The organism is Nocardia brasiliensis ATCC 700358 (genome assembly GCF_000250675.2).
Lineage (GTDB): Bacteria > Actinomycetota > Actinomycetes > Mycobacteriales > Mycobacteriaceae > Nocardia > Nocardia brasiliensis_B.
This window is the reverse complement of sequence record NC_018681.1, coordinates 2796538-2820409: the sequence shown is the minus strand read 5'-3', so window position 1 is coordinate 2820409 and position 23872 is coordinate 2796538. Positions and strand designations below refer to the sequence as shown.

Here is a 23872-nt window from a genome sequence, read left to right as displayed (position 1 = left end):
CCCCGTTACGTGCTGCGCGACTCGTGGGTCGGGTTACTTGACCGTGTAGATCCAGATGAGCGCGTTGCTCAGCTCGCCGTTGGCGCTCCACTTGTACTGACGGGCCAGGCCGGCGCCGTCATAGGAACGCACGTACTCCAAGATGTCGGGGCGGGTCACCTTGCCCGCGCCGATCGCCTTGGTCAGGATCGTGGCCAGGTCATAGGCCTCGACGGAGTAGACACCCGAGGGCTGCTTGTTGAAAGCCTGGTAGTCCTTCTCGAACTTCTCCGGAGCCGGACCACACGGGCAGGTCAGCGTCGCGCCCTTGGCCGCGCTGCCCGCCTGGGACAGGAACTGCGGATCGTTGGTGCCGTCCGGCGCCACGAAGACACCCTTGAAGCCACCCGACTTCAGCTGCTGAGCCAGCGGCGCACCCTCGGCGTAGTAGCCGGCGTAGAAGACCGCGTCCGCGTTCGCGCCCGCGATCTTGGTGACCGTCGCGGAGAAGTCCTTGTCACCGGTCTTGATGCTGGACGCGCAGCTCGCGTCGGCGGCGGCACCCAGACCCTCGGTGATGCTCTTGGCCAGACCGGTGCCGTAGTCGCTGTTGTCCTGGACCACGCAGATCTTCTTGTAGCCCGCGGTGCCGGTCAGGTACTTCGCCACCGACGGACCCTGCACATCGTCATTGGCCAGGCCGCGGAAGAAGCTGGTCCAGCCGTTGGCCGTGAGCGTCGCGTTGGTCGCCGACGAGGTCAGCGACGCCAAGCCGGCATCGCTGAGGATCTTGCCAGTCGCCTTCGTCTCACCGGAGAACGTCGGGCCCAGCAGCGCCACGATCGACTTGTCGTTGACGATCTGCGGGATCACCTGCGTGGCCTTCTGCGGGTCACCCTCGGTGTCGAAGGACTTCAACGTGATCTGGCAGCCCGGGTTGGCCTTGTTGTGCTGATCGAGCGCCAGCTTCGCACCCATATCGATGTTGATCCCGAGAGCAGCGTTCGGACCCGTCAACGCGCCGGCAAAGGCGATGTTGGTCGGCGCGCACGTCGCCTTGCCGTCGCCGGCCGGATCGGCGGCCTTCGCCGGATCGACCTTCGCGACCTCTTTGCCGTTGGTGTCCACCTGAACGACCGGCGTGATCTTCAGGCCGGACGCCCCACTGGTACCGGACGCATCCGTACCGGTGCTGGTCGATTTGTCACTACAACCGGTCAGCACCAGCGCGGCAGCTGCACCGATTGCCAAAACACCTCGCGTCGTACGACTGTGCCATGTCGAACTAAGCACGTTTCACCTCTAAGTCCTGTGCTCCCCCGGGATCACCGAGGGGGCCGACCACGTCAGCCCGGTCAGAACATAGCGTTGGTGCGTTAGTTCTGCATCACATTCGGATCATGAATCCGACATCGTGTCGAATTCTTGTTCACGATCCTGTTTCACGTGAGTAAAATTTCCTTCTAATCAGCGCAGGCGGGCACAGTCCGTCAGCACGGCGTGCATACGTCAGCGGTCCGCTCACCGGACCGCCCCTGTCACTTCGGAGCCAAGTTCTCCAGCACGACCTCCGCGACGGCCTTCATCGTCGTCCGGCGATCCATCGCGGTCCGCTGAATCCACTTGAACGCCTGCGGCTCGGACAAACCCTGCGTCTGCATCAGCACGCCCTTCGCCCGCTCCACCAGCTTGCGCGTCTCCAACCGGTCCGACAGATTCGCCACCTCGCCCTCCAGCGCGGTGATCTCATGGAACCGGCTCGCCGCCAACTCGATCGCAGGCACCAGATCCGACTTCGTGAACGGCTTCACCAGATACGCCATCGCCCCCGCGTCGCGTGCCCGCTCGACCAGATCCCGCTGACTGAACGCCGTCAAAATCACCACCGGCGCAACACGTTTCGACGCGATCTCGGCCGCCGCATCGATACCGTCCCGGCGCGGCATCTTCACATCCATGATCACCAGATCCGGCCGGTGCTCCACCGCCAGATCCACCGCCTGCTGCCCGTCACCCGCCTCACCGACCACCAGATAGCCCTCTTCGGTCAGCATCTCGACCAGGTCCATGCGGATGAGCGCCTCATCCTCCGCCACGACGACCCGCTTCGCCCCCGCGTCGCGCTTAGTGCCTGCGCCCCCTGCTGCTGTGCTCATAGGTAAGACCCCTCGTGGTTTCGATGCCTGTCCCCGACACGCCGCAGAGTGGACGCTGGTCCAACTTGCCGACCATCGACCTCACCACCGGTCTCGAGTGATGTAAAGAGTACCTTTCACTTCGGCATAGAACGCATATACCCAGGGCAAACCGCCCGACCGCGGGCCCGCCACCAACCAGTTAGGTACCAGCCCCCTCCACCCGCTATCATTTCGTCCCGGTGCGCCGGGTTGGCGGAACTGGCAGACGCGACGGTCTCAAAAACCGTTGTCCGAAAGGACGTGTGGGTTCGAGTCCCACACTCGGCACTCGATCACAGGTGACCCCTGTCCGCGGAATGCGCGGACGGGGTTCTCTCGTCATTACACCGGGGGTGCAACCCCCGGACCCCGCTCGGCGGGGCTTCGCCCCCGAACCCCCCTTGCCGTGGGCGCGTGAGGTGGGAAGGTGCGGATCTGGTCTCACGCTATTTCGTCCCGGTGTAACCCCGGCCCGCTCGGCAGGGTTTCGCCCCCGACCCCTTGCCGTGGGCGCGAGGGTGGGAAGGTGCGGCGAGTCCTCTATATACGGGTGGTGCCTAGGGGGTCGGCGGGTGTCAACTTTGATCTTGGTGGGGTGGGGGCGTGTAGGGGGCTCGGTTACCGGGTGGGGGCGGGGTGGGCGGTTAGGCTGCAGGCCTGCGGTGGGGGTTGGCCCGGCTTCCACGTGGACGCGTCGAGTGGGGTGGATTGGGCAATCTCGTTGGGGGCACACCGGATACAGTGGCGATTGCGGGAACGAAGGAGCGTGCAGCATGTCGGAAGCCAAGTTCGGTGTCGGGGATCGGGTTCGGCACGTCTCCCTGGGCAGGCACGGCATCGTCGTCGAGGTCGACCTCGAATACACGCCCGCGCACGACGACAACGGGCTCACCCTCAACCCGGACGTGCGCTCCAGCCCCTGGTACCTGGTGACGATCGACGACGAACAAGGCGCACCGGTCGACACGTATCTCGCCGAAGGCCAGCTCACCTCCGACAGCTGAGCTCGCCTGGCGGCATCGGGGGCGGTCGACGGCGAACAAGGTGCACCGGTGGGCACCTGCCTCGCCGAACGCCAGCCCACCTCCCGACAGCTGAGCTCCCCTGCCGACATCGGGTGACGATCAACGAGGGATAAGGCACACCGGTGGGCACCTACCTCCGACGGCTGGGCTCGCATGCGGCATCGGGTGGCGGTTGGCCTCGAAGTGCGACGCAACCGAGTGGCGGGGTCTGGGGTGCCTCGCTTCGAGCTGGTCACGTGATCACCAGGTGATGGTTGCGGCATCGGCCGAGAGGCTCCCACCACCATTACCGGTGATCACTCGTCCAGTCGCAGGTCGCCCGCGTGGGGCGCGACTCGAGGTTGCGCGGGGCGAAAAACCTACGCGCGCTTGGCTTCCAGGGCGTCGAGGATGAGGTCGAGGCCGTAGGTGAATTCGGCGGTGTGGTCGTAGCCGGGGCGCAGGGCGTGGTCGACGATCATCTCGCGCAGGTGCGGCAGGTCGTCGGGGAGGTGGTCGAGGATGCCGCCTGCCACGGTTTCGACATCGCCGGGGGTCGTCGCGGGGAGGTTCGCTTCCTGGAGGACGTAGCCGCCGATGTAGCTGTCGATCAGGGAGACCGCGTGCGCGGCCGTCGGGAGGGTGAATCCGGCGTTGCGGAGCACGCCGAGGACGGCATCGTGGTGGCGCAGGGTGGCCGGGCCGGGGTTGCGCCGGGAGTCCAGGAGGCCGAGGGCCCAGCGATGTTGCGACAGGATCCGGCGGGCGGAGTATGCGCGAGCGCGGAGGGCGTCGCGCCAGTCCGGCTGCGCGGTGTCCGGCAGGTCGATCGCGGCGAAGACGGTATCGACCACGCCGTCGAGGATGGCGTCCTTGTTGGGCACGTGATGGTAGAGCGACATCGCCTCGACGCCCAGTTCTTGCGCCACTCGGCGCATGGTGATCGCTTCCACCCCACCGCGATCGGCCACCTGGACCGCGGCCTCGAGGACGCGGTCTCTGCTGAGCGGTAGCGGCGGTCGGGACATGGCGGCTCCTCGAAAACGGATGGTTGACAGCCTTACGTACGTAAGCCTACCTTACAGATGTAAGCCAGTCTTACGGGTGTAAGGCAGCAAGTGAAGGAGACTCCGATGCCGATGCCGAAATGGTGGGGACACGTGAACAAGCGGGTGTTCAATCCGCGCGCTGTCGCGGGCGGGAAGTGGCCGGTGCTGACCCATGTCGGACGCACCTCGGGCACGACCTACCGCACACCGCTGGACGCCCATCCGGTCGAGGGCGGTTATTTGTTCATCCTGGTCTACGGATCAGGCGCGGACTGGGTGCAGAACATCCTGAAAGCCGGTCGCGCCGGGCTGCGCATCGACGGCCGGGACCTGCAACTCGGAACTCCCCGCTTGATCGGGGCAGCCGAAGCGTTCCAAGCACTGCCGAAGGAGGTGAGCCGCCCGCCGAAACTGCTCCGCATCACCGAATTCCTCCGCATGGACCTGGTGCCGAGCTGAGCGGCGGCAACACGCCGTCCAGGTCGGCACATCCGCCGGTCGTCGGCACAATTCGCCGGTGAGCGTGACATGCAAGTGATTACTTGCCTATAGTGAGGGCGTGAGCGAAGGTACCGACTCCGCCGAGGTGTTCAAGGCGCTGGCCGATCCCACGCGCCGAGTGATCCTCGACGAGCTCGCCGAGCGCGACGGCCAGACGTTGTTCGAGCTCTGCGGGCGGCTGACGATGCGACACGGGATGTCGTCGAGCAGGCAGGCCATTTCCCAGCATCTGGAGGTGCTCGCGGTCGCCGGGCTGGTGACCGCGAGCCGGGAGGGCCGGTACAAGTTCCACTATCTGAACCGAGAACCGCTGCGAAATCTCACCGATCGCTGGACGAAGGAGTAGGACATGCGCATCAACGTCACCAGTGTGTGGGTCGACGATCAGGCCAAAGCACTGCGTTTCTATACCGAGAAACTCGGCTTCGTGAAGAAGCAGGACGTGCCGGTCGGCGAGTACAGCTGGTTGACCGTCGTCTCCCCGCAGGCCCCCGACGGCGTCGAACTACTGCTGGAACCCGACGCCCACCCAGCCGCGCGCCCGTTCAAGAACGCGCTGGTCGAGGACGGCATCCCGTTCACCTCCTTCGCCGTCGACGACATCCACGCCGAATACGAGCGGCTGCTCGGGCTCGGCGTGCGGTTCACTCAAGCGCCGCTGGACCACGGCACCGTCACCACCGCTGTCCTCGACGACACCTGCGGCAACCTCATCCAGATCGCCGAGCACAAGCCCGGCGCCTGAGCCTCAGCCCCAAATAGCTTGCGCCAGTGCGGATCCGAGGAAGATCGCGCCCAAGCCGGTGATGATGCTGCCGACGATGTTGGCGACGGCGTAGAAGCGGGCGTGATTGCGGGCCAGCTGGACCGACTCGAACGAGAAGGTCGAGTAGGTGGTCAGCGCGCCGCAGAAGCCGGTGCCGACCAGCAGTTGCAGGTGCGAGTCGGTGCTCACCGTCGCCGTGAGGAAGCCGAGGATCAGGCAGCCGAGGGTATTGACCGCGAGCGTGCCCCACGGGAAGAGGCTGTCGTGCCGGCGCTGCACGAACCGGTCGGTGAGATAGCGCACCGGCGCCCCGACCATCGCGGCGCCGACGACGAGGGCCCAGTTCATTGCGCGTCCTCCGGCGCGGTGACCTGGACATCGAGCGGGACACGCCGTGCACCGAGGGCGATGAACCGTCTAGTGAGCCCGGCGGCGATCCAAATCGCGACGAGGGCCGCCACCGGCGTGGCCACCAATACCGCCACACCCACTGCCGGACTACCGGTTTGGATGAGGTGGTCACTGTCGGCGGCGTAGGTGGAGAACGTGGTGTAGCCGCCGAGGATGCCGGTCCCGACGAAGGGGCGCAGCAGCGGGGGCGCGGTCCATGCCTCGGTGATCAGCACCATGAAGACCCCCATGGCCGCACACCCGGTGATGTTGACGACCATCGTGGTGACCGGGAACGCACCCGGGGCGGTCGGCCAGATCAGGGCCGCGCCGTAGCGTAGGGCGGCGCCGAGCGCACCGCCGAGCGCGATGACCGCCAAGATCGGCGCCTGCGCGCTCATCCTGGCGCGCAGCGGCGCGGGATCGAACAGATCGGGATCGATATCGGTCTGCGTGCAGCCGGTACCCGTTGTCGTCATGCCGAGGCTCCCACTCGTGTAGCGCCCGCAGCGGGCGCATGCCATCACAAGCAGGGACCGTTGTCGGCAACATCGCCGCGGTTCGGGTACGGCGGGCCCCACCGCCGCGCGACACCCCTCGACGAGCGATGCCGCAGCTCTACCATGATAGTTCTCGCCTGCACCCCACCCGGAAGCCGGGGCAGCAATCTCGTGGCCAACCGCGAAAACAGCCGCGGCAGCGCAGACGCCGCACGATGGCGCGCGAACAGTCGAGCCGACAACTGCCCGAACACCGAATCACAGACCAAGCGCCCCAACGCCGTGCTGCCCGAGGCGTTGTTCAGGCAGCACGAACAGTTCAGGCGACCGCCGCCCGGGCTCGCGCGTAGGCGAGGACTTCGTCGGCGTGGTTCGCGGGGGCGAGGGCGCGCAACTGGGCGAGGGCGTCGTCGAATTCCGGGGTGGGTCCGCGCTCGGCGAGCAGGACGGTGATCGCCTCCCAGGTCGCGACCTGCCGGTCGGGCTGGGCAAGCAGTTCGTCCAGGTAGCGGTCGGGCTCCAGGAGTTGGCGGGCGCGGCGGGCGTAGGCGTGCACGCGACGGGGTAGTTCGGCGCGGATGACCTCGACATCGCCGCTCTGCACCTGGCCCGGTTGGTCGGGTTCCGTGCGCAGCGACCACAGCTCCGTCATGGCTTCGGGCAGGCCGTCGGCGATCAGGTCCGGACCGGTGGCCGCGGCGAGCGGACTGGGCGCGCGGCCCAGTTGCGCGGCGCGCCAATTGCCGAACTCCCACCATGCCGTCGGCGTGACCCGCAGGCTCAACCCGAAGCGCAGCACCTGCTGCCCGTCGGTCCAGGAGCGCAACGCCCTGGTGCGGCCGACCACCGCCACACCGCCCTCCTCGACCCGCACCCAGCTGGGCTCGGAGCCCTCGAACCCGTACGGCTGCAAGAGCTTTCCGATATCGCGCAGCAGGCGGCGCAGTGCCGCATCCGGTGTGGCCATCCCCGCAGATTAGCGGTGCGCACCGACAGGACCGCGCATCCGCCGACGCGCCACGCCGGGCCGCCAGGGCTTTCCGCGGGCACCGCGGCCCGATCTGAACTGATCGCTCCTGCGTCTCGTATTCAACGCATAGGGTGATAGGAGGCCCGAGTCAGCGGAGGTTGCGATGCGGGTGCACAGGACGACGGTCGATCTGCGGGACTATCCGGATCTGGTGGTCATCTACCTGGGGATGCGGGTGCACAAGCCACGCGGCCTGCTGCGGCTGCTCGGGCTCGGCCCGAAACTGTATCGCTCGCACCAGGATCGGCCGGACGGGCTGCTGCTGCATGAAGACGTGATCTGGTCGCTGTTCCCGCCGCACTGGGGTGCCCGCCAGTACTGGCGCGATCTGGACAGCCTGGAGCGCTGGACCCGGTCCGACCCGCACCGCGAGTGGTGGCACCGCTTCCTGCGCGACTCCGGCGGCGCGGGGTTCTGGCACGAGGCCTACTTCATGCGCGGCGGCATCGACGCGATGTACGACGATATGGCGCGGCCGACGGGGATGGCGCGGTTCGCGCCGGTGGTCGACTCGCGCGGCCGGATGTTCAGCACCCGCGGCCGGGTGTACGACAAGCCCGCCAAGGTCGCGCCCGTGGTGGACGAGAAGACGCTCTACGGCAACGAATTCGACTAACCGCCGTGCCGATCACGAGGCAATCACAACGGTGTGTTTCGATACACCACGGGTGGGGTAAGTGCAGGGGAACACAGTTGAACATGATCATCCTATGAATGCGACGCACATCTCGAACCGAGACTTTGTGCGGCACAGTTCGTGTACGGCGCTCGACCTGCAGATGAACACTCGTCCAGGTAGCCGAATTCGGAGGTTTTCGGACATCCACGGTGTATTCGAACGTTTACCGTATCCCTATGCACGTCCTGTTCGTCTGCAACGGCAATGTTTGCCGTTCGGTGATTGCCGAGCGCGTCACCCGCGCTCTCGCCGTCGAACACGCACTGCCGAATTTGACCGCCGAGAGCGCGGGAACCCGTGCGCTGGTGGGCTTTCCGGTCGAACCGCTGGCCGCGCAAGCGATCGAGGGACTGGGCGCGGACGCGAGCGATTTCAAGGCGCGCCGGCTGAAGCCGGAACTGGTGGACAACGCCGATCTGGTCCTCACGATGACCCAGCAGATCCGAGACCAGGTGAGCGAGATGGGCTTCGGGGTGGCCGCCCGCACCTTCACGCTACTGGAGGCGCACCGCATCGCGCACGTGACCGGCGCGCGCTCGATCGCCGAACTGCACCGTGCGCGCAACGATCTCGCCCTGGTCGGCCGGGAGAACATCGCCGACCCGGTCGGCCTGTCCGAGCAGGCCTACTGCGAGGTGGGCGACCGGATCGCCGAAGCACTGGTACCGCTGATCCTCGCTTTGGCTCCGCACGAGCAGCCGCGCCCGGCCGACGCCGAGCTGTCCGGCCTGATCATCGAGCCGCGCCTGGAATCCGCGCCGCTGGCTTCTTTCCTCGCCGCACACCGCCGATAAGCGCGCATACCGCGGCAATTGCGCAGTTCGACACAGCAATGCAGGGCTGCTATGTCCATTTCCGGGCGCGAGGGATTACACTCCCGCGGACAACAACTTCCGCCGTTGCTGGTTCGACACACGACAGGAATCAGACATGCCGAAACGCATTTCGGATGTTTCGCTCCATGTGTATGTGACATCGGAAACCCTCGAACGCGTCGTCCAGACCGTCCGCGAGGTGGTCGACGAGCATCTCCAGGATCGGGAGGTGTTCGCGTGGCGCTTCACCCTGCCGGTGGATACCGACGACCCGGCCCACGACGCCCTCGAAACCCAGTGGCGTGCGGCGCATCCCGAGCAGGACCCGGGCGACCGGGGCACCTACGAGATCGCACTCAGCCTGGTCGGCGCCCGCGCCGAACTCACCGACGCCGCGATGGCGCGCTTGGAACAGCAACTGCGGCAAGGGATCTCCGGCGTCGCGCGCACCGAGCCCGACCGCGGGATTCCGTTCACGATCCGCGCCATGGAACGCGCCGACGTCGATCTCGACACCGAGCGCGAACGAATCTGACTGTTACCCGGCAGTTCTCACCGTCCGCCGTGCCCGGCGACGCGGGTCGCCGGGGACAGCGGTTGGTTCAGCCCGCGGTGGTGGTCGAGCGCGCCGGGAAGTGCCGGATCAGGCCCTCTTGCACGGTGGTGGCGAGCAACTCGCCGCTGCGGGAGAAGAATCGGCCGGTGGCCAGCCCGCGCGAACCCGAGGCCACCGGGGATTCGGTGGCGTAGAGCGCCCACTCGTCGAACCGGAACGGCCGGTGGAACCAGATCGAATGATTCACCGTCGCGGCGACGATCCGGTCCAGGCCCCAGGACAGGCCGTGCGTGGTGATGATCGAATCCAGCACGGTGGTGTCCGAGGAATAGCCCAGCGCCGCCACGTGCAGCAGCGGATCGTCGGGCAGTTGCCCGTCGGTGCGCATCCACACCCGGTTGTGGTTGAGCCGCTCCCCCGTGCCCTTCAGGATCCAGGCCGGGTCGTTGGTGTAGCGCATATCGATCGGATGCGGCGCCTTGATGAACATCTCCAGCTTGTCTTCCAAGCCTTGGAAGCTCTCCTCCACCCGGGGCAGCGTCTCCGGGTCGGGCACCTCCGGCAGCGGGTGCCCGTGCTCGAGCCCCTTGTTCCAGTCCTGGAACGCCGCCAGCATCACGAAGAGCTCTTGGTCGTCCTGGTAGGCGGTGACGGTGCGGTTGGCGAACGCGCGACCGTCCCGGTGCCGGTCCACCCGGTACTCGATCGGCTTCTTCGTGTCGCCACCGCGCACGAAATGCGCGTTGATCGCGTGCACGGGCCGGTCGCCGACCGTGCGGCCGGCCGCGATGATCGCCTGCGCGACCAGCTGACCGCCGAACGTGCGGCTCCACACCTTCTCCGGGTGCTGACCGACGAACACGTCCTCGTCCATCTGCTCCAGATCGAGCAGACCGAGCAAAACGTCGAGATCAGACCGTCCGGCGGTCGACGCGTCGACCACCGTTCCACCGAGAGACCTGCTCATAGACTAGTGATCCTCCTCGCCGATGCGATGTACGTGGATCAGGTTAGTGGAACCGACAGTACCGGGCGGGGAGCCCGCGACGATTACCACCAGATCACCTTTTTGGTATCGCTCCATTGAGAGAAGTGCTACATCGACCTGGTGGATCATAGCGTCGGTGCTGTCCACCGTCGGCACGATGAACGTTTCCGTGCCCCAGGTCAGCGCGAGCTGACTGCGGACCTCCGGCAGCGGCGTGAACGCCAGCAGCGGCAGCGGGGTGTGCAGCCGGGCCAGGCGGCGCACGGTGTCACCGGACTGGGTGAACGCCACCAGCGCCTTGGCATTGAGCCGTTCGCCGATGTCGCGGGCGGCGTAGGAGATGACACCGCGCTTGGTGCGCGGCACGTGCGTCAACGGGGGGACCCGGGTCGACTCGGTCTCCACCGCGTGCACGATGCGCGCCATGGTGCGCACCGTCTCGATCGGGTAGGCGCCGACCGAGGTCTCGCCGGAGAGCATCACCGCGTCGGCGCCGTCGAGCACCGCGTTGGCCACGTCGGAGGCCTCGGCGCGGGTGGGGCGCGAGTTCTCGATCATCGACTCCAGCATCTGGGTGGCCACGATGACCGGCTTCGCGTTCTCGCGCGCCATCTGGATGGCCCGCTTCTGCACGATCGGCACCTGCTCCAGCGGGAGCTCCACGCCGAGGTCACCGCGGGCGACCATGACCGCGTCGAACGCGAGCACGATCGCTTCCAGGTTGTCGATGGCTTCGGGCTTCTCCAGTTTGCCGATCACCGGCACCCGGCGGCCGACCCGGTCCATGATGTCGTGCACCAGCTCGACGTCGGACGGGGACCGCACGAACGACAGCGCGATGAAGTCGACCCCGAGCTTCAGCGCGAATTCCAGGTCCTCGATGTCCTTTTCGGACAGCGCGGGCACCGAGACGTCCATACCGGGCAGCGAGACGCCCTTGTTGTTCGAGACCGGGCCGCCCTCGGTCACCCGGCAGACCACGTCGTTGCCCACGACCTCGATCACGGTGAGACCGACCTTGCCGTCGTCGACGAGCAGGCGGTCACCGGCCTTCGCGTCCTTGGCGAGTTCCTTGTAGGTGGTGGAGACCCTGTCGTGCGTGCCGTCGATGTCGTCGACGGTGATCCTGACCTCTTCGCCCGTCGCCCAGACGGTCTTGCCCTCGATGAAGCGGCCCAGCCTGATCTTCGGCCCCTGCAGGTCGGCCAGAATGCCGACCGCTCTGCCGAGGTGATCGGAAGCCTGCCGCACCTTCTTGTAGTTTTCGGCGTGATCCGCGTGTTCGCCGTGACTGAAATTCAGCCGAGCCACGTCCATGCCGCTCTCGACGAGTTCGCGGATACGGTCCTCGGTGGCAGTAGCCGGGCCGAGCGTGCACACAATCTTCGTCCGTCGCATCACGGGTAGAGCCTAGTCCCGCCGGGTAGCCATAGCCTGCTGTGCCCCAGGTGAAAGCTGGGTGAAAAAAACGATCGCGACTTGGTGAAACCTACAACTGTTACGAATAGCGCAACACCGCAGGCCAGCGGTACGTATTTGGAACGACGCCGGAAAATGTTACTCGCTGGTAGAAATTCGCGAGGCGGAACCGGGTGAAATCGAAGCGTCCGCGAACGCCGTTCGAGGGTGCTTTCGTGGGTAGCTGAAGCCCGTTCCCGGCACCTCCCGTCCGGAGCGTGGTGCGCCGGCCGTTCACCACCGCCCCTTCCGATCCCGGCCGTGCACGCGAACCGCCGAGCCGGGAAAAGAAGGGTCAGGTGGCGACGTGCCGGGCCAGGCGGGTCTCCAGGCGGGTCTGGCCGAAACCGAGGATCAGGCAGATCACCCAGTAGTAGACCGCGGCCACGCCGTACAACGCGAAGAAGTCGAAGGTCGGGGCCGCGGCCAGCTGCGCGACCCGCAACAGCTCGGTGACCAGGATCGTCGAGGCCAGCGAGGTGTCCTTGACCAACGAGATCAAGGTGTTCGACAGCGGCGGCACCGCGATCCGCGACGCCTGCGGCAGGATGACCAGCCGCATCATCTGCGGATAGCGCAGGCCGAGCGCCTGCGAGGCCTCCCACTGCCCCTTCGCCACGCTGAGGATCGCCGCGCGGACGATCTCGGCCGCGTACCCACCGACGTTGAGGCTGAACGCGATCACCGCCGCGGGGAACGGATCGATCACGATGTTGAACTGCGGCAGGGCGTAGAACACGATGAACAGCTGCACGAGCAGCGGCGTGCCCCGGATGATCGAGATGTAGAACCGGGCGGCCGCAGCGAGCGGCCACACCGGTGACATCCGGGCCAGCGCCACGAACAACGCGATCACCAAACCGATGACGAAGCTGATCGCGGTGAGTGGAATCGTCTTGTTGACCGTGGCCTGCAGCATCGGCCACAGGTTGTGCCAGATCAGTTCCCGAGTGGCGGCATCCATGAACGGCGTCGGCTACTTGCTGACGTCGGTGCCGAAGTACTTGTCCGAGATCTTGGCCAGCGTGCCGTCGGCGCGCAGCTCGGTGAGCGCCTTGTCGACATCGGTGATCACCCCGTCACCCTTACGGGCGGCGAACGCCTGCTGGCTGGTCTCGCCTGTCTTGCCCGCGATCTTCACGCCGTTGTCACCGGTCTTCTTGGTGTACTCGGCGACGGCGAGGGAGTCGTTGACAGTGGCGTCGACCCGGCCGTTCTTCAGCAGCTGGATGGCCTGCACGAAACCCTCCACCGCTTCGACCTTCGCGCCCGCGCCGGCCGCGACCTTGCCCCAGTTACTGGTCGCCGACTGGGCGCAGGTCTTGTCCTTCAGGTCGGCCAGCGTGGTTATGCCGTTGTTGTCCGACCGGGTGACGATCACGCCGTCGGAGGTGGTGTACGGGCTCGACAGCGCGTACTTGTTCTTGCGCTCGTCGTTGATCGTCACCTGATTGGCCACGAGGTCGAACCGCTTGGACTCGAGGCCCGCGAAGATGGCGTCCCACGGCGTCTGCACGAATTCGACCTTCTTGCCGAGCTTCTCACCGATCGCCTGGATCACCTCGACGTCGTAGCCGGTGATCTTGCCGTCCGCGCCCTGGAAGCTGAACGGCGAGTACGTGCCCTCGGTGCCGACCTTCAACACGTTCGGATCGCTGCTGCTACCGCAGGCGGTGAGCCCGGTGGCGGCGACGATGGCGAGCATGGCGGCGGCGAACAGCTTGCGACGCACGGGTTCCCTCTCTTCGGTGTATGGAGCTCCACACACAACACGCAAATCCGGCCAAGGTTACGCCGGTATTTCTGCGAAGAACCCTATATCGATCATGGTGCGCGAAACGGTTGTACGGTCCAACCGGATCTGCGCGTCGATCAGCCGGGCTGGATCGGAGCCTATTGCTTCCGTCGCGCCGGGTCCTTCGTCTTCGGCACGAGCCCTCCCGGGCAGGGTCGACCTGACCTGATGCAACAAAAAGGCGGGCACCCGGAAGTGCCCGCCTTCTCGATCGGATGGCTCAGTCGCGCAAGGGGCGACCGTCGCTGTCGGGCACCTTGCCGACCAGCATCAGGATGCCGTCGACCAGCGGCCAGATGCCGCCGACACCACAGGTCAGCCAGGTGACCGCGATCTGGGCGATGGCGATGCCGGTGTAGCCGGTGTAGAAACGGCCGACGCCGAACGCGCCGAGGAAGATCTGCAACAGGCCGGCGATCAGCTTCTGCTTCTCGGAGAACGGCACACCGAACTGGTCGCGACCGAACGGGGCTTCCGGATCGTTCGGGTTGTAGCCCTGCGGCTGGCCGTAGGCGGCGGGCGGGTAGCCGCCCGGCTGCTGGCCGTACGGGTTGGGCTGACCGTACTGCGGCTGCGCGTACGGATCAGCGGGCTGCGCGTAAGCATCGGCGGGCTGGCCGTACTGCGGCTGGCCTGCGGTGTCCTGCGGCTTGTTCAGGTCCGGACCCGTACCGGGCGGGCCGTACTGCGGGCCGCCGGCACCGGGGTTCTGCTGGTAGGGGTCGGTCACTGACAAGTCCTCCTGAGTCGTCCGGGGCGCTCCCTCATCGGCCCCCGGCATGGATCCATCCGCCGAGCGGGAAGCTGCTCGCGACGATCACGAGACATTCTGGCCGGGCCGACGTATTTTGTCGCCCCCTTACCGTTCGGGGCATTCTCCCGAATTATCGCCGGTGCCACAGTTCCGTTATCCGCTACGGAAAATTCGGGGCAAACGGGCGGGCGGTGCCGCCGCAGGCACAGCGGCACCGCGCCGCACGGGTCTTGCCGGGATCGGTCGAGAATTTCGGGGGCACCCCGACAGACGGTGCCCCCACCCACAGCGGCACCGCGCCGCACCGGCTTGCCGAGATCCGTCGAGGACGTCGGCTGCACGCCGACAGAGACGGTGCCGCCCCACCCACAGCGGGACCGCGCCGCGCCAGACTTGCCGAGATCGGCCGGTGACGTCGGGTGCGCGCCGACGTGAGCGGTGCCGCCGTACTCACAGCGGCACCGCGGTGGTCAGGACTTGCCGGTATCCGTGGCGTCCTTCGAGGTGCCCTTCGACAAAGAGTTGTCGGCGGGCGCGGTTTCGGCGGAGTCGTCCGATTTGCCCGCGGCGGTGGTCTTGCCGACCTTGCCACTGGACTTCGAGGCGACGTCGGTGGCGGTCGCCCCACTCGTCTCAGCCGCGGTATCCGCGGCGGTTGTTTCCTCGGCGGCCTTGCCGGTGGACGTCGAAGCAGCGTCGGTGGCGGTCGACTCGCTCGTCTCAGCCGTGGCGTCCGTAGTAGTCGCCCCGTCTGCCTTGCCGGTGGACGTCGAAGCAGCTTCGGTCGCACCCGGCTCGGCCTCGGCGGCGTCCCCTGCCGCATCGCTGATCTCCGGCTCGTCACCCGTAGCAGCTTCGTCCGCGGACTCGGTGGACGCCTCCGCCGCCTCGTCGGCCGAATCCTTGCTCAGCGCAACGGCACCCGCGCCCGCGCCGGACGCCGCCGCCGCGCGCAACGCACCGATCTGCCACGGCCACGGGCGCTGCCCGGTCGCGGGCTGCAATTGTTCGGCCGTCTCCCTGCCCTTGGTCGCGAACACGAAATAGGCGATGGCGGCGAGGAATACGAGCGCGGAGGTGAACGAGTTGATGCGGATGCCCGCGATCTTGGTGGCCTCGTCGTCGCGCATCAGCTCGACGAAGAAGCGGCCGAAGCTGTAACCCGCGACGTAGAGCGCGAAGAGCCGGCCGTGCCCGATCCGGTAGCGCTTGTCCAGCTGCACGAGCAGCACGACGATCAGCACGTTCCAGAGCAGTTCGTACAGGAAGGTCGGATGCACGACCTTGTCGACGACGCCGTTGGAGACGCCGTTCATCGCGTCCGGCTTCAGGTTGTCGTCGTAGCGGAAGTAGATCTCCAGGCCCCACGGCAATTCGGTGGTGCGGCCGTACAACTCCTGGTTGAAGTAGTTGCCGAGCCGGCCGACCGCCTGGGCCAGCAGGATCGGCGGCGCGATCGCGTCGCCCAAGGCGGGCAACGGGATTCGATACACCCGGCAGCCGATCCAGGCGCCGACGCCGCCGAGCAGCACCGCGCCCCAGATGCCGAGGCCGCCGTTCCAGATCTCCAGTGCGGCTTTGGGGTCGCCGTCGGCGCCGAAGTACTTCTGCCAGTCGGTGGCGACGTGATACAGCCGGCCGCCGACCAGACCGAACGGCACCGCGAACATCGCGACGTCCAGGATGGTGCCGGGCTGCCCGCCGCGAGCGCGCCACCGCCGCTCGCCCCACCAGATGGCGACGATGATGCCGAGGATGATGCACAGCGCGTAGGCCCGCAGCGGGAAGGGACCGATGTGCCACACGCCCTGCGGGGGGCTGGGAATGTACGCCAGGACTCGTAAGGTCACGGGGCCACCGTAGCGGAGATCGCGCAGCGCGCTGGAACCACCGCACCGTGGCGGCCTACTGGGGAGCCGTCACGTCCGCGGCGACGAGCGCCGAGGAGCCCGCAGAACTCTGCCGCGGAACTCCTCGGGACTACGACGCGACGGTCGCCGAGCGCACGCCCTCGGCCAGCTCGGCGGTCAGCGCGCGCACCGCGTCCAGGCTCTCGCCCGCGGCACTCACCAAGGCCGAGCCGACGATGACTCCGTCTGCGTAGGAGGCGATTTCGGCCGCCTGCGCACCCGAGCGCACGCCGAGACCGACGCCGATCGGGATATCGGAGTGTGCCCGGATCCGCGCGCACAGCGCGGGCGCCGCCGAGGAGACCACGTCGCGCGCACCGGTGACACCCATGGTCGACGCCGCGTAGACGAACCCGCGCGACGCCTCCAAAGTCTTCACCAGACGCTCCTCGGTGGAGGACGGCGCGACCAGGAAGATGCGGTCCAGGTTGTGCGTGGACGAGGCGACGAACCAGTCGTCGGCCTCGTCGGGAATCAGGTTGGGCGTGATGATTCCGGCCCCGCCCGCCGCGGCGAGATCGCGCGCGAAACGGTCGACGCCGTACTTCAGCACCGGATTCCAGTAGCTCATGACGACCGCCTGACCGCCGGCCCCGGTGATCGCCTCCACGACGGAGAACACGTCGCGCACCCGCACCCCGCCGCGCAGCGCCTGATCGGCCGCGGCCTGGATGGTCGGGCCGTCCATCACCGGGTCGGAGTAGGCGACGCCGACTTCGACGATGTCGCAACCGGATTCGACCATGGTGCGGCAGACCTCGATGGAACCGGCCAGATCGGGGTAACCCGCCGGCAGGTAGCCGATGAGCGCGGCCCGCCCTTCACCGCGCGCGGCGGCAAAGGTGTTCGCAAGGCGAGACTGCTGACTCACGACTGCGCCTCGCTGACGCTCGGCTCCGTCGACATCATGGACGCTGTGCCTATGATTCGCTCGCTCATGACTGCTCTGCCCCTTCATCCAACAGCCCGAACCAGCGCGCCGCGGTGTCCATGTCCTTGTCACCGCGCCCGGAGAGGTTGACCAGGATGACCGAGCCGGGCCCGAGTTCCTTGCCCAGTTGCAGGGCGCCCGCGACCGCGTGCGCGGACTCGATCGCCGGGATGATGCCCTCGGTGCGGCTGAGCAGCAGCAGCGCGTCCATCGCCTCGGTGTCGGTGACCGGGCGGTACTCGGCGCGGCCGATGTCCTTGAGGTAGGCGTGCTCGGGCCCGACGCCCGGGTAGTCCAGACCGGCCGAGATGGAGTGCGACTCGATGGTCTGGCCGTCCTCGTCCTGCAGCAGGTACGAGTACGCGCCCTGGAACGCGCCCGGCGTGCCGCCGGTGAACGTGGCTGCGTGCCTTCCGGTTTCGACGCCGTCACCGGCCGCCTCGTAACCGACCAACCGGACCTCGGCGTCGTCGATGAAGGCGTGGAAGATGCCGATGGCGTTGGAGCCGCCGCCGACGCAGGCGACGACCGCGTCCGGCAACTGCCCGGTCGACTCCTGCACCTGCACCCGGGCCTCCAGCCCGATGACGCGTTGGAAGTCGCGCACCAGCATCGGGAACGGGTGCGGGCCCGCTGCCGTGCCGAAGCAGTAGTAGGTGTCGTCGGCGTTGCTGACCCAGTCGCGCAGCGCCTCGTTGATCGCGTCCTTGAGCGTCTGCGAACCGGTGGTCACCGAGATCACCTCGGCGCCGAGCAGGCGCATGCGCGCCACGTTCAGCGCCTGCCGCGCGGTGTCGACGGCGCCCATGTAGATCACGCAGTCGAGGCCGAGCAGCGCGCACGCGGTGGCGGTGGCGACACCGTGCTGGCCGGCGCCGGTCTCCGCGATCACGCGGGTCTTGCCCATCCGCTTGGCGAGCAGCGCCTGACCGAGCACGTTGTTGATCTTGTGCGAACCGGTGTGGTTCAGGTCTTCGCGCTTGAGCAGGATGCGGGCGCCGCCCGCGTGCTCGGCGAGCCGGGTGCACTCGAACACCGGCGACGGCCGCCCGGTGTAGTCCCGCTGCAACCGATCGAGTTCGTTCAGGAAGTCCGGGTCCAGCCGGGACTTCTCGTAGGTCGCGGTGACCTCTTCGATGACCGCCATCAGCGCCTCGGGCACATGCCTGCCGCCGTAGACGCCGAAGTGGCCGCCGGTGTCGGGCTCGTGCGCACTGCGGTGCGCGACGCCTTCACTGGCCGCGGGTAGACCGCTCACCGTCGTCACCGGCCCCGCCGCGCGGGCTTCGGGCAGGACGGGTGGGTACCGGCGGTCACCAGCTCGGACACCGCGGCCCGCGGATCACCGCTGGTCACCAGACCCTCGCCGACGAGCACCGCGTCGGCGCCCGCACCGGCGTAGGCCAGCAGATCGGCGGTACCGCGGATGCCGGACTCCGCGATCCGGATGACCTCGGTGGGCAGGCCGGGCGCGATCCGCGCGAACACGTCACGGTCGACCTCGAGCGTCTTCAGGTTGCGCGCGTTCACTCCGATCACCGACGCGCCCGCCTCCAGCGCGCGGTCGGCCTCCTCCTCGGTGTGCACCTCGACGAGCGCGGTCATGCCGAGCGATTCGGTGCGGTCGATCAGCGAGGACAGCACGTCCTGCTCCAGCGCCGCGACGATCAGCAGGATCACGTCGGCGCCGTGCGCCCTGGCCTCGTGGATCTGGTACGGGCCGACGACGAAGTCCTTGCGCAGGATCGGGATGTTCACCGTGGCGCGGACCGCGTCGAGGTCGTCGAGCGACCCGTGGAAGCGGCGACCCTCGGTGAGCACGCTGATGATCCGCGCGCCGCCGTCCTCGTACGCCTTGGCCAGGCTGGCCGGGTCCGGGATGTCGGCCAGTTCGCCCTTGGAGGGGCTGGCCCGCTTCACCTCGGCGATGACGCCGATACCGTCTTCGAGGAGTGACGCGCGCGCGTCGAGCGGGCTCGCCGCCGCCGCTGCGGCCGCCTTGATCGCCTGAAAATCGAGGAGGGCTTCCCGAGCGGCCACATCCGCGCGGACCCCGTCGAGAATCGAGTCGAGTACCGTCATCTGGCTCGAATCCTTTCTGGGGAGACGGACTTGCTACCTGAGAATCCCCCCAGGCGCTGTCTCACCGATGCTGACCAAGAATAAATGGACGTACCGGCCGCGTTTTCGGCGGGTCTTGTTGTGGACCAGGCAACCAATCCGCGCGCAAGGTGGGGCCCACCACAGTCGCCGCGCGCGGATATCTCAGCGGGCACGACCGCCCGCCTCGCCCTTGTCCGCCGCTTCTGGTCGCCGGTCCGAGGTCACGGCGTCTTCGGTCGGGTCGGTGCCCGCGTCCAGCGCGTCCCACAGCACCCGCTCGGACAGCCGGCCGGACTCAGGTTCCGCGCCCGCCTGCGCGTCGCGGCGCTGGGTGACCTGTTCGGTGGCCGCCGCGCGCCGGAACACCGGGTTGTCGTACTTGCCGGACAGGCGCGCGGTGTCCTGCGGCATCCGGGTGAGCAGCGCGCCCGCCACGAACGCCGCCACCGCGCCGAGCAGGGCGAGCACCGCGGGCAGCGGTGCGGTCGTGGCCTGGTCTACCTGCGCCCTGGCCGGCAGTTCGGCCAGCGTCGCGGCCCGTTCGGCGATCTTCCCGGAGCTGGTGAGCAGCGCGAAGGCGGGCACCGCGGCGGCCGCGGCGACCAGCGCGATGAGCACCCCGAGTACCCGGCGCAACCAGCCGCGGGTGGCCAGCACCGCCGCGACGGACGCGAGCAGCACCAGCGCCAGCGGCGTCAGCGCGCCGAACCAGACACCGCCGTTGAGGCGATCGGTGCGCGGCTCGGTGAGGCCGTCCGCGGAGGTGACCGTCACCCAGGTCAGCCGCGAGGCGCCCCACAGCGCCGCGGCGGCGAAAGCCAGCAGGACCAGCGGACCGATCGGATACTTGCGTCGCGCGGCGGGTGCGCCGGAAGCGGCCCGGACATCGGCGGCGGGGTTCGAATCCCCTGCGGCCTGGCTCGAATCCGCGGCGGCTCGGCTCGGACCGCCGGCGGCTCGGCTCGAATCGGCCGCGGCCTCGTTCGAATCCGTGGCGGCTCGGCTCGGATCGGCTTCGCTCATGCGGTGTCGCCGTTCGTCGGCTCGGGCTCCGCGCCGAACGCGCGGACCGTCTTCGCCGAGGCGATCGCGCGCAGCACCGCCATGGCCTTGTTGCGGGCCTCGACGTCCTCGTACTCGGGATCGGAGTCGGCGACCACCCCCGCGCCCGCTTGCACGTACGCGGTTCCGTCCTTCAGCAGCGCGGTGCGAATGGCGATCGCGGTGTCCGCGTCGCCGGCGAAGTCGAGGTAGCCGACGACGCCGCCGTAGACGCCGCGCCGGGTGGGCTCGAGTTCCTCGATGAGCTCCATCGCGCGCACCTTCGGCGCGCCGGACAGCGTGCCCGCGGGGAAGCAGGCGCGCACCGCGTCGAGCGCGTTCTTGCCGGCCGCGAGCCGGCCCGACACCGTCGAAACCAGGTGCATCACATGGCTGTAGCGCTCGATGTGCCGGTACTCGGTGACGCGCACGGTGCCCGGCTGGCAGACCCGACCGAGGTCGTTGCGGCCGAGGTCGACGAGCATCAGGTGCTCGGCGTTCTCCTTCTCGTCGGCGAGCAGGCCCTTCTCCAGCAGGATGTCGTCTTCTTCGGTGGCGCCGCGCCAGCGGGTGCCCGCGATCGGATGGGTCGTCGCCACGCCATCCTTCACGGTCACCAGCGATTCGGGGCTGGAGCCGACGATGGAGAACGCGGTGCCGCCGTCGCCGTCCGGGATGTGCAGCAGGTACATGTACGGGCTCGGGTTCGAGGCGCGCAGCATGCGATACAGGTCCAGCGGGGCCCCGTCGTAGTCCATCTCGAAGCGCTGCGAGAGCACCACCTGGAACGCCTCGCCCGCCTCGATCTCCTTGACCAGGCGACGCACACCGGCACCGAATTCGTCGGTGGTGCGTTTGCGCCGGTATTCCGGGTCGGGCTGATCGAACACCGAGACCGTGGAGGGCGCGGGGGCCGCGAGGGCCTCGGTCATCCGGTCCAGGCGGGCCAGCGCCTCGTCGTAGGCCTCGTCGACCCGTTCGGCGGTGCCGTTCCAGTTGACCGCGTTGGTGATCAGGGTGATCGCGCCCTCGTGGTGGTCGAACGCGGCCAGGTCGGTGGCCAGCAGCAGCACCATCTCGGGCAGTTGCAGATCGTCGAGGGCCAGGTTGGGCAGGCGTTCGATGCGCCGGACCGCGTCGTAGCCGAGGTAGCCGACCATGCCGCTGGTCAGCGGCGGCAGGCCGGGCAGCCGCTCGGTGCGCAGCAGTTGCAGCGTCTCGCGCAGCGCCACCAGCGGATCGCCGCCCGCGGGGGCGTCGACCGGGATGTTGCCGAGCCATGCCGCCTCGCCGTCCACCACGGTCAACGCCGAGGGACTGCCCGCGCCGATGAACGACCAGCGCGACCACGATCGCCCGTTCTCGGCCGACTCGAACAGGAAGGTCCCCGCCCGGTCGCCGGCCAGCTTGCGGTACGCGGAGAGCGGAGTTTCGGAGTCCGCCAACACCTTTCGGGTCACCGGTACCACTCGATGGGCCGCGGCCAGCTGATGGAACTGTTCGCGGGTCGTGGTGGTGGGAGTCGACGCGCCGTGCATAGGGTCATCATCCCAGGTACCCCCAGCGCTTTTTCGCGCGCACCCTGACTCTGTTCACTTCCCTCACAAAAGCAACCGCCCGGTTCCGATGCCACGCGCGGCGCTGTGATCGACATCTCTACACTCGCTCCGTTCCATCTCGCACGCGGTATCCATATCGAGAGGAGTCAACTGATGTACCCCTCGCAACCGGAGGGCAGGCACGCCGCCCCGGGCGGTGCGCCCAACCAGCCCCCACGGATGGTCGGACTGCAGTCGAACAAGGCCGCGCAGGCGGCGGGTGCGCAGAGCGCGCTAGCCACCTTCGTCACCTACGCGAAGGCGCTCGAATCACTGGACCGGAACCACTTTCCGGACGAGTACGCCATGCACGCCGACCGGCTCAAGGAACTCAAGCCGTTCCTGCGTGCCCACGGCATCCTCGACGTCATGCAGGTCAAGAACCCGGAAGTAGCGGCTCTCATCGGAGTGTGATTCCGGTCGGACCGCAGCACGGACGCGCGAGTCCGGCGAGCGCCGTTCGCGGCCCGTCTCGCGTCCCAGCTGTCGAAGCGCACGCGCCGCAGGCGCAAGGCTCGACAGCTGCGACGCGAGACACAGCGGGCCGCGAACACCGCCCCGCCCGGGTGGCACAGGCGCAGTACTGTCTCTTTCATGCAGACAGGACAGCTCGCTCCCCAGTTCGAGCTCCCCGATCAGTCCGGCACGCTCCGTTCGCTCGACGCCTTGCTCGCGAACGGTCCGCTGGTGCTCTTCTTCTATCCCGCCGCCAACACGCCGGTCTGCACGGCGGAGGCCTGCCACTTCCGTGATGTGGCCGCCGATTTCGCCGCACTCGGCGCGTCCTGCGCGGGTATCAGCGCGGACGCGGTGGCAACCCAGGCCGGTTTCGCCGACAAGCAGCGCCTCGGCTATCCCCTGCTCTCCGATCCGGACGGCGTGGTCGCCGCGCAGTTCGGCGTGAAGCGCGGACTGCTCGGCAAACTGGCCCCGGTCAAGCGCCAAACCTTCGTGATCGACCAGGACCGCACCGTCAGCAAGATCATCACCGGCGAATTGCGGGCCAACGTGCACGCCGACGAAGCGCTGAAGTTCCTGCGCGAGCGCGCGAAGTAGGCAAGCCCGCGGCAAATCCCGGCACGGACGTACCGAAACGCCGGGAAGATCAGCCCGTTTCCGCCGTGCACCCGGCTTACCCTGGGGTCATGACTGCGACCGACGGACAGCTGGAGCAGAAATCGAGCGGGCCCGCGTGGCGGACCTGGATCGCCGGCGGGCTGGCTTTGCTCGTCCTCTTGTTCGTCGCCTACTTCATCCTCTCGGCGTTCATTCCGCGCTGGTGGGCGCAGCGGATCGCGGAGATGGTCAACGGCAGCTTCGCCAAGGGCATCGGCTGGGGGCTGGTCTACGGCGCCGTGTGCACTCTTGTCCCGCTGCTTCTGCTGCTGTTCGCGGGGCGGGTGTGGCGCCGCCGGGCCGGCCGGTTCCTGGCGGGCGCGGCCGTGGTGATCGCCGCGCTGGTCGCGATTCCCAATCTGATGACGCTGACCATCGTGCTCGGCGGCAGCAACGCGGCCCATGCCGGACAACGGATTCTGGACGTCGACGCGCCCGCCTTCCGGGGCGCGACGCTGGTCGGCGCGATCGTCGCGGCCGTGATCTGGCTTGCCGTGCTGGCGCTCACCGTCTCGCGATGGTGGCGCAGGCGGCACCCGAAGCGTGCACATGCACAAGCGACCCCGCCCGCCGATGCGGCAAAACCCATGACCGGGCCCGGCGGTCTGTGAGTGAACTCACCTCACCTGTCAACTCCATGACGGTCGAGCGAAGTCGTGGCAAACTCAGAGTCACGGGTGACTGTGAACACGCTTTTCAATAATCGCTAGGCTTACTAACAAAACCACGTCA

The 23872-nt window shown here is 67.8% G+C and carries 27 protein-coding genes and 1 tRNA gene; 11 read left to right on the top strand and 17 right to left on the bottom strand.

The genetic code is table 11. The features are described 5' to 3' along the window. Positions 1–33 precede the first annotated feature (33 nt). Positions 34–1230, bottom strand: a complete 1197-nt coding sequence (locus tag O3I_RS12695) for a branched-chain amino acid ABC transporter substrate-binding protein (RefSeq protein ID WP_014983320.1) — start codon at positions 1228–1230, stop codon at positions 34–36. Between the two features lie 287 nt (positions 1231–1517). After that, complete coding sequence (locus O3I_RS12690; protein ID WP_014983319.1) at positions 1518–2135, bottom strand: ANTAR domain-containing response regulator; 618 nt, start codon at positions 2133–2135, stop codon at positions 1518–1520. A 225-nt stretch (positions 2136–2360) separates the two neighbouring features. Here O3I_RS12690 and O3I_RS12685 point away from each other — a divergent pair. Both O3I_RS12685 and hspQ read left to right on the top strand, forming a co-directional pair. Further along, a tRNA-Leu gene (locus O3I_RS12685) sits at positions 2361–2444 on the top strand. Positions 2445–2929: 485 nt separating this feature from the next. Further along, on the top strand, positions 2930–3160 hold the full coding sequence (gene hspQ / locus O3I_RS45500) for a heat shock protein HspQ (RefSeq protein ID WP_014983318.1): 231 nt from the start codon (positions 2930–2932) through the stop codon (positions 3158–3160). Between the two features lie 380 nt (positions 3161–3540). On the opposite strand, the gene O3I_RS12675 is transcribed toward hspQ, so the two are convergent. Continuing rightward, complete coding sequence (locus O3I_RS12675; protein ID WP_014983317.1) at positions 3541–4188, bottom strand: TetR/AcrR family transcriptional regulator; 648 nt, start codon at positions 4186–4188, stop codon at positions 3541–3543. A 105-nt stretch (positions 4189–4293) separates the two neighbouring features. Here O3I_RS12675 and O3I_RS12670 point away from each other — a divergent pair, with 105 nt between their 5' ends. The 3 genes from O3I_RS12670 to O3I_RS12660 all read left to right on the top strand — a co-directional run bounded on the left by O3I_RS12670 (position 4294) and on the right by O3I_RS12660 (position 5455). After that, positions 4294–4668: a nitroreductase family deazaflavin-dependent oxidoreductase gene (locus O3I_RS12670; protein ID WP_014983316.1), complete on the top strand. Its 375-nt coding sequence runs from the start codon at positions 4294–4296 to the stop codon at positions 4666–4668. A 100-nt stretch (positions 4669–4768) separates the two neighbouring features. Further along, positions 4769–5056, top strand: coding sequence for an ArsR/SmtB family transcription factor (locus tag O3I_RS12665; protein WP_014983315.1), 288 nt, complete (start codon positions 4769–4771; stop codon positions 5054–5056). 3 nt (positions 5057–5059) lie between these two features. Continuing rightward, positions 5060–5455 carry a VOC family protein gene (locus tag O3I_RS12660; RefSeq protein ID WP_014983314.1) on the top strand — a complete coding sequence of 132 codons (396 nt, stop codon included), beginning with the start codon at positions 5060–5062 and terminating at the stop codon, positions 5453–5455. A 3-nt stretch (positions 5456–5458) separates the two neighbouring features. On the opposite strand, the gene crcB is transcribed toward O3I_RS12660, so the two are convergent. From crcB to O3I_RS12645, 3 genes are all read right to left on the bottom strand, one after another. Then, a complete protein-coding gene (gene crcB, locus O3I_RS12655; protein ID WP_014983313.1) occupies positions 5459–5824 on the bottom strand; it encodes a fluoride efflux transporter CrcB in 366 nt (121 codons plus the stop codon). Next, on the bottom strand, positions 5821–6345 hold the full coding sequence (locus O3I_RS12650) for a fluoride efflux transporter FluC (RefSeq protein ID WP_014983312.1): 525 nt from the start codon (positions 6343–6345) through the stop codon (positions 5821–5823). Before O3I_RS12650 ends, crcB begins: the two co-directional genes overlap by 4 nt. Positions 6346–6685: 340 nt before the next feature. Next, entirely contained in the window at positions 6686–7333 is a 648-nt protein-coding gene (locus O3I_RS12645) for a hypothetical protein (RefSeq protein ID WP_014983311.1), read from the bottom strand. A gap of 166 nt (positions 7334–7499) precedes the next feature. Here O3I_RS12645 and O3I_RS12640 point away from each other — a divergent pair, with 166 nt between their 5' ends. The 3 genes from O3I_RS12640 to O3I_RS12630 all read left to right on the top strand — a co-directional run bounded on the left by O3I_RS12640 (position 7500) and on the right by O3I_RS12630 (position 9425). Then, complete coding sequence (locus tag O3I_RS12640; RefSeq protein ID WP_014983310.1) at positions 7500–8012, top strand: phenylacetaldoxime dehydratase family protein; 513 nt, start codon at positions 7500–7502, stop codon at positions 8010–8012. A 239-nt stretch (positions 8013–8251) separates the two neighbouring features. Next, positions 8252–8869, top strand: a complete 618-nt coding sequence (locus O3I_RS12635; RefSeq protein WP_014983309.1) for a protein-tyrosine-phosphatase — start codon at positions 8252–8254, stop codon at positions 8867–8869. 136 nt (positions 8870–9005) lie between these two features. Further along, positions 9006–9425: a hypothetical protein gene (locus tag O3I_RS12630; protein ID WP_014983308.1), complete on the top strand. Its 420-nt coding sequence runs from the start codon at positions 9006–9008 to the stop codon at positions 9423–9425. A 67-nt stretch (positions 9426–9492) separates the two neighbouring features. Here O3I_RS12630 and O3I_RS12625 read toward each other — a convergent pair whose 3' ends face one another. The 11 genes from O3I_RS12625 to O3I_RS12570 all read right to left on the bottom strand — a co-directional run bounded on the left by O3I_RS12625 (position 9493) and on the right by O3I_RS12570 (position 21964). Beyond that, positions 9493–10413 (bottom strand): acyl-CoA thioesterase, encoded by a 921-nt coding sequence (locus tag O3I_RS12625; RefSeq protein WP_051066584.1) that lies wholly within the window; start codon positions 10411–10413, stop codon positions 9493–9495. 3 nt (positions 10414–10416) lie between these two features. Then, complete coding sequence (gene pyk, locus O3I_RS12620) at positions 10417–11835, bottom strand: pyruvate kinase (protein ID WP_171904518.1); 1419 nt, start codon at positions 11833–11835, stop codon at positions 10417–10419. A gap of 352 nt (positions 11836–12187) precedes the next feature. Next, on the bottom strand, positions 12188–12856 hold the full coding sequence (locus tag O3I_RS12615) for an amino acid ABC transporter permease (RefSeq protein ID WP_014983305.1): 669 nt from the start codon (positions 12854–12856) through the stop codon (positions 12188–12190). Positions 12857–12868: 12 nt separating this feature from the next. Next, positions 12869–13597 (bottom strand): amino acid ABC transporter substrate-binding protein, encoded by a 729-nt coding sequence (locus O3I_RS12610; RefSeq protein WP_041563716.1) that lies wholly within the window; start codon positions 13595–13597, stop codon positions 12869–12871. Between the two features lie 310 nt (positions 13598–13907). Next, entirely contained in the window at positions 13908–14417 is a 510-nt protein-coding gene (locus O3I_RS12600) for a TM2 domain-containing protein (RefSeq protein ID WP_014983302.1), read from the bottom strand. 494 nt (positions 14418–14911) lie between these two features. Next, complete coding sequence (gene lgt / locus O3I_RS44470; protein ID WP_051066582.1) at positions 14912–16291, bottom strand: prolipoprotein diacylglyceryl transferase; 1380 nt, start codon at positions 16289–16291, stop codon at positions 14912–14914. A 130-nt stretch (positions 16292–16421) separates the two neighbouring features. Beyond that, positions 16422–17222 carry a tryptophan synthase subunit alpha gene (trpA, locus tag O3I_RS12590; RefSeq protein ID WP_014983300.1) on the bottom strand — a complete coding sequence of 267 codons (801 nt, stop codon included), beginning with the start codon at positions 17220–17222 and terminating at the stop codon, positions 16422–16424. A 64-nt stretch (positions 17223–17286) separates the two neighbouring features. After that, a complete protein-coding gene (trpB, locus tag O3I_RS12585) occupies positions 17287–18549 on the bottom strand; it encodes a tryptophan synthase subunit beta (protein ID WP_014983299.1) in 1263 nt (420 codons plus the stop codon). Continuing rightward, positions 18546–19364: an indole-3-glycerol phosphate synthase TrpC gene (gene trpC / locus O3I_RS12580; protein ID WP_014983298.1), complete on the bottom strand. Its 819-nt coding sequence runs from the start codon at positions 19362–19364 to the stop codon at positions 18546–18548. Before trpC ends, trpB begins: the two co-directional genes overlap by 4 nt. Before the next feature lie 183 nt (positions 19365–19547). Continuing rightward, entirely contained in the window at positions 19548–20408 is an 861-nt protein-coding gene (locus tag O3I_RS12575; protein WP_014983297.1) for a TIGR02234 family membrane protein, read from the bottom strand. Then, positions 20405–21964, bottom strand: coding sequence for an anthranilate synthase component I (locus tag O3I_RS12570; RefSeq protein WP_014983296.1), 1560 nt, complete (start codon positions 21962–21964; stop codon positions 20405–20407). Before O3I_RS12570 ends, O3I_RS12575 begins: the two co-directional genes overlap by 4 nt. Before the next feature lie 174 nt (positions 21965–22138). On the opposite strand from O3I_RS12570, the gene O3I_RS12565 reads away from it, so the two are divergent. The 3 genes from O3I_RS12565 (at position 22139) to O3I_RS12555 (ending at position 23751) form a co-directional block, all read left to right on the top strand. Then, the gene (locus tag O3I_RS12565; RefSeq protein WP_014983295.1) at positions 22139–22438 is read left to right on the top strand and encodes a hypothetical protein; all 300 of its coding nucleotides are present in this window, start codon (positions 22139–22141) and stop codon (positions 22436–22438) included. 180 nt (positions 22439–22618) lie between these two features. Next, the gene (locus O3I_RS12560; RefSeq protein ID WP_014983294.1) at positions 22619–23080 is read left to right on the top strand and encodes a peroxiredoxin; all 462 of its coding nucleotides are present in this window, start codon (positions 22619–22621) and stop codon (positions 23078–23080) included. An 89-nt stretch (positions 23081–23169) separates the two neighbouring features. Further along, positions 23170–23751 (top strand): hypothetical protein, encoded by a 582-nt coding sequence (locus O3I_RS12555; protein ID WP_014983293.1) that lies wholly within the window; start codon positions 23170–23172, stop codon positions 23749–23751. Positions 23752–23872 lie beyond the last annotated feature (121 nt).